The organism is Ileibacterium valens (assembly GCF_001945525.1).
Lineage (GTDB): Bacteria > Bacillota_I > Bacilli_A > Erysipelotrichales > Erysipelotrichaceae > Ileibacterium > Ileibacterium valens.
On sequence record NZ_MPJW01000077.1, the window covers coordinates 1 to 5,251 of the forward strand.

At 37.7% G+C, this 5,251-nt stretch carries 4 protein-coding genes and 1 pseudogene; 1 reads left to right on the forward strand and 4 read right to left on the reverse strand.

Going from position 1 to position 5,251, the window contains the following annotated elements; all coding sequences use genetic code 11:
- Positions 1–569: 569 nt before the first annotated feature.
- The 4 genes and pseudogenes from deoC to BO222_RS02795 all read right to left on the reverse strand — a co-directional run bounded on the left by deoC (position 570) and on the right by BO222_RS02795 (position 3,570).
- Positions 570–1,262: a deoxyribose-phosphate aldolase gene (deoC, locus tag BO222_RS02780; protein WP_075818175.1), complete on the reverse strand. Its 693-nt coding sequence runs from the start codon at positions 1,260–1,262 to the stop codon at positions 570–572.
- A gap of 40 nt (positions 1,263–1,302) precedes the next feature.
- Positions 1,303–1,581 (reverse strand): annotated as a pseudogene (locus BO222_RS02785) (SprT-like domain-containing protein); the annotation flags it as partial.
- A gap of 14 nt (positions 1,582–1,595) precedes the next feature.
- Positions 1,596–2,072 carry a hypothetical protein gene (locus BO222_RS02790; protein ID WP_143356910.1) on the reverse strand — a complete coding sequence of 159 codons (477 nt, stop codon included), beginning with the start codon at positions 2,070–2,072 and terminating at the stop codon, positions 1,596–1,598.
- 151 nt (positions 2,073–2,223) lie between these two features.
- Entirely contained in the window at positions 2,224–3,570 is a 1,347-nt protein-coding gene (locus tag BO222_RS02795) for a patatin-like phospholipase family protein (RefSeq protein ID WP_075818178.1), read from the reverse strand.
- Between the two features lie 155 nt (positions 3,571–3,725).
- Here BO222_RS02795 and BO222_RS02800 point away from each other — a divergent pair, with 155 nt between their 5' ends.
- A complete protein-coding gene (locus tag BO222_RS02800; protein WP_075818180.1) occupies positions 3,726–4,982 on the forward strand; it encodes an aminopeptidase in 1,257 nt (418 codons plus the stop codon).
- The last annotated feature ends 269 nt before the right edge of the window (positions 4,983–5,251 follow it).

The window sequence follows — 5,251 nt, forward strand, 5'->3', positions numbered from 1 at the left end:
CAGGCATTCTCCGTACGCCCTTTCTTGCTTGATCTCGTGTTTTCACTTCTGAACTGTTGTTTGACTGTATTGCTACTCTCTTACAACTTTTACTTCAGACCTTCTGTTATGTCTTTTACTGATGTTTGGTTTTCAAAGATCCATACACTTGTTATTTATTTAATGTATTTCACAAGCCTCATTTATAATACTTCATTACTTAACCTTAGTCAAGCTTTTTGTGAATTTTTTTAAACATTTCACAAGTTAGATGAAGCCAACTTTGTGATATTTATGCGTTAACTCACAAAGCTTATTAAGTATATCGAAGTCCGTATCTAAACGCAAGAAATATTTGTGAATATTTAACCGTTTATCACAAACAAGTCTTACCTTACGTTATCCGGAAAATTCAGGTGAAAGTTTTCTAAAGGCACCTCAGTAAAACAAAGAAGGAATTGGGAAGATCTATTCCGATCTTTCCAATTCCCTGAGTGTCCTATTAATGCCCATAACGAAAAAATCCTATTTCGATTATGTGATCTCGTGATCGATAATCCATCAATCGTTAATGAAAAAGAAATAGCTTTTTATACTTTGAAATCCTGACTGGCTTCTTCAAGAATTTTCAATGTGGAAGAAGTTCCAATTCTTTCAGCTCCGGCTTCAACCATTTCTAAAGCTGTTTTCAAATCACGAATCCCACCAGCCGCTTTTACTTTTACATCTTCTTTGGCATTCTCTTTCATCAATCGAACGTGATGTGCTGTGGCTCCAGCTGTACCAAACCCAGTAGAAGTCTTAATGAAATCCGGTTTCACTTTAGAAGCGATTTTTGCGAGCTCAATAATTTCATCATCTGAAAGATAACATGTTTCAAAAATCACCTTGCAGATGACATGATGCTTTTTGCAAATATCATTAATTTGCCTCATCTCATCTTCCAGATAGGCCCAGTCATGCATTTTTGCTTTTCCAATGTGAATGACATAGTCTATCTCATCAGCACCTTCGCTAATAGCATATTCTGTTTCATACAATTTCACCGGAAGCCCTTCCTGACCCAGAGGAAATGAAATCGCAGCTCCGACATGAACATCTGTATCTTTCAGCAATTCCTTGCAAAAACGTGTCCATTCCGTATTGATTGCAATCATAGCAGTGTCAACTTCTTTTGCTTCTTTACACAGTTTTTCCAGATCCTGCTTTGTCGCATAAGGTTTCAGACAAGTATGATCAATCATTTTGGCTAATTTTTTAACATCCAATTTTTCCAGTTTCATAGACTTCCTCTTTTTCGATTTTCTTCTTTCTCGTTTTTTCTTAATGTGATCGATGGATAATACTTCCATCGGTTTGGATCACTAAATCTTTCATCTCTTCCCGAGTCATTGCTGCATCCGGATCTAATTGAGTCAGGTATTTATAGAACATCGGATTGTGTCCCCCAATAACCAGATGAGCAATCTCATGACATAGAGTATGCTCCAGATATTTTTTAGGGAGTTGTGTCAGAAGTGCATTTAAACGGATGGTTCTTTTCTCAAGGGTTACACTCCCCCATTGTCTTTTCATAATCCGGGCACTAATTTTTGATACTCTTAACCCATTTGCCGTTAAAAACGCTGAATATTCGGGCTATTATAAAGATTGATTGCGGCTTTATTTGTTTCTACGATTAAAAACTTCTCCCAGAGATGGGAGGCCTGAGCATCCAGATCGAACCTGCCTGCATCTGATTTCTTTAAACCAAACGAAACAATAAACTCGTTATTACTTTCATCGAATTCATAATCCATCACCAGGTAATTCTCAGGTCTTTCATCCAGGTAATATCGAACGGTATAAATCTTTCCCCAGATCGTTACCTGTTTTCCATTTTCAATACCTACCTTTAATTTATTCGAAGGTGTAATTGCATTCTGATTTCTCCGTTTCATTTCCGGGATTTGAACTTCAATGAGCTCAATCAATTTATCCTCTAATTCAGAAGTAAGTATGTTCTCAACCATTTTTTCAGGATTAGCTAACCCCTGAGGGATTTTCAGACATATTGTTCCATCTGCTTCAACAACCATTTTTGCATATTTCACTCGTTTTGATCTTAGAATTTTATATTCTACTTCCAAATCAGATCTTTTCTTTAGTTTAAGTTTTCTAACTGTATTTTCTGCCATGTGGATAATTATACGTACCAAATAATCAGACTTCTAATACATAAGGTCAATATCGGTTCGATATATTTTAAATACTGAATTTCTCTTCAAGATCGTGAACTTTTTCGCTTAAGGAAAAAAGTGCTGAGAATTTTTCGAGAATGAGCCAGGCAAATGCCAGGTAATAAATAGAGCCGTATTTTTCTCTGAAACAGTCAAATTGAGCCGGCAGCTTACCATCGAAACTTTTTAAACCGGCATGGAAGAATACCAGCAAATCTCGAGCGCCTATGACTTCCATCTCAACCGAATTCATAGCTTTATTCATTTCTTCTGGATCTGATTCTGGTTGTGAAAGTCTCCTTAAAACTTCTGCAGAAAAGTCCATCAGATGATATTGCTGGTAAGGGTCCATTCCAGCAACTAACCCAAGACATTCGAAAATCAGACCTGCGGTATAGTTTTTCATCAGCTCATTTTCAAGTGGAGCAGGTCTGTATCCTAGAAGCTGAGATAATCCATCAATCAGTCGTTCATTATCAAGAGTTAATCCTACTCGATCCAGGACTTTATCTGTCAGATCACTCAGAGTCCGAAAAGCAGCTTCATCTTCCTGATAAAAAGTATAGATATATCCAGGAGCCTGATCGAGAAATTTCAGAGTCTCCAGGTATCCTTGGGCAATCTGCTTTTTTAAGTCAGCTACGTTGAAATCAAGAAAATATTTCAAGTTCAGAATTGGATGGATTACCATGTGAATACCTGGAGCAATGGCTAAAGGTTTTTCGTCTCCATTATGAAGAGATACCGCAATTACATGCTCCACATTCATCTTCATAATTTCCTGACCAAGAGGAATATTGCAGTAACTTCCATCGGCATATTGATCGTTGTTGTATTCAACAAAGTTAAAAGCAGGAAAGTAGGCAGTTGATGTCATTAATTTAATGACACAGTCATCTTTCGTCATATCTTTTTTGTAAAATATTACCGGTTTGTTTTGTGAGACATTATAAGTCAGACAGGCAAAATCGATATCACTCTTCTTAAAATCATCGAAATTAAAATAATCAGAGTAAGTTTTAATCAAAGGAGCAATACTTGGTCCGTCCGCAGAAAACTGGTTTATGAAATCAATTCCCAGATCTCCAGTTAGCTTAGTTATCCTGTTTGCATTTGGAAAGGCAAACGGATGATCCACAACCATATCTGATTTGAAACGTTCGATCCATTCGTCTAATCCTTTATCCGTCTGCATAACGTAGCCAGCTCCTGATAATGCCCCAATGCTTACTCCGGTTACTGCATTAAAATAATATCCATTTTCAACCAGAGCTTTAATCACTCCAATCGTAAAACTTCCTCGGCTTCCACCGCCGCCAAGGGCTAAGCCCCAGCGTTCATTTTTCTCATTTGTATTTTGTAATGTATTCATAGGTTTATCTTAGATCGTTCTTTCTTTAATGGATCTTATCCTGACTGTGATCTATTGTTTCTTTTGATTGTTAATCTTGCTAATCTTTAAATGTACGATCTTTCTTACTATAACGTACATAAACCGTTAATAAATATTATGAGGAAGAAACATTTATGAATGAAGAGTATTTTGATAAACTTGCCCGACTGACTGCTTTGAGGGGAGTTAACGCACAGCCCTCTCAGACCATCGTTCTGAATTCTCCGATTGAAGCTGCCCCACTTGCCAGAAAGATAGCCCGGTATGCTTATGAAGCTGGAGCCAGAGAAGTAATCGTGAATTATTCAGATGCAAAGTTAAATCACGATCGTTATCTGATGGCTGATCCGGATGTCTTCAATGAATGTCCGGATTGGAAAGCAGATTTCTATAACCAGACTGCCGAAGATGGAGCCAGTTATATCAGTATCACCGGTAATGACCCAAATTTAATGAAGGATATCAATCCCTCCTATCGAATACTTGAAATGCGCCAGGCCCGCTTGAAGCAGGATAAATATCGAAAAAAAATTGAGACTGGAGAGGCAGCATGGACTATTGTTCCATTTGCTCATCCGGATTGGGCCAAATCCGTTTTTCCAGATCTCGAAGAAGGTCAGGCAATAGATGCCTTGTGGAATGATATCTTTCAAATTTGCAGAATTGATGAAAACGATCCTATCGAAAACTGGAATAGACACCACGAATCCTTTAAAAAGCGGATTCAGAAGCTCAATAACTGTGGGTTAAAATCTTTGCATTATACCAACTCACTCGGTACCGATCTGATCATTGAATTGCCAGAAGGCTATTTATTTGCAGGTGGAGCATCCATTCGAAGTGATGGTCTTCTGTTTTTTCCAAATATCCCTACAGAAGAAGTATTTACTGCTCCGCTAAAAACCGGAGTAAATGGCCGCGTGGTAGCCAGTATGCCATTAAATGTTGGCGGAAAGCTTATCGAAGAATTTGAAATGACCTTCAAAGATGGAAAAGTGGTTTCTTTTTCTGCCAAAGAAGGTGAAGAGACTTTAAAAGAAATTTTAAATACCGATGAAAATTCATGCTATTTAGGTGAAGTTGCCCTGGTACCAGCAGATTCGCCAATTCAATCGTTAAATCGAATTTTCTATAACACTCTGATTGATGAAAATGCATCCTGTCATCTTGCTTTAGGCCAATCCTATGGAGAATGCATAGAGAATGGTTTAAATTTAGAATCTGAAGAGCTTGAAAAACTAGGTATGAATCAGTCGGCTGCACATACTGATTTCATGATTGGTACTGAAGACCTTTCAATCGTGGGAACTCTTAAAAATGGAGAGATTGTCCCGGTATTTGAAAACGGACGGTTTTCTTCCTGGATTGATGAAGAAAACAAAGATCTGTAAATTTTAAAAAAATCTTAAAAGGGGCTGTTAAATTTCTGACAGTCCAAAAATAAAAAGAGGCACCTGATCCGTAATGGATGAGGTGCCTCTTTTGGTAAAATATGTTCATGATCAATAAACAAAATTACCAAACACACTATAACTCGATTCAGGGCCGTTTGCCACTGCTCCATTCTCTCTTCCCTCATATTGAGATGGATTCTGTCTTCACTACTGTCAGTTCCTTTGTCGATGATTATCTCGACCTTGCCCTTTATCCTTCTTTTGCC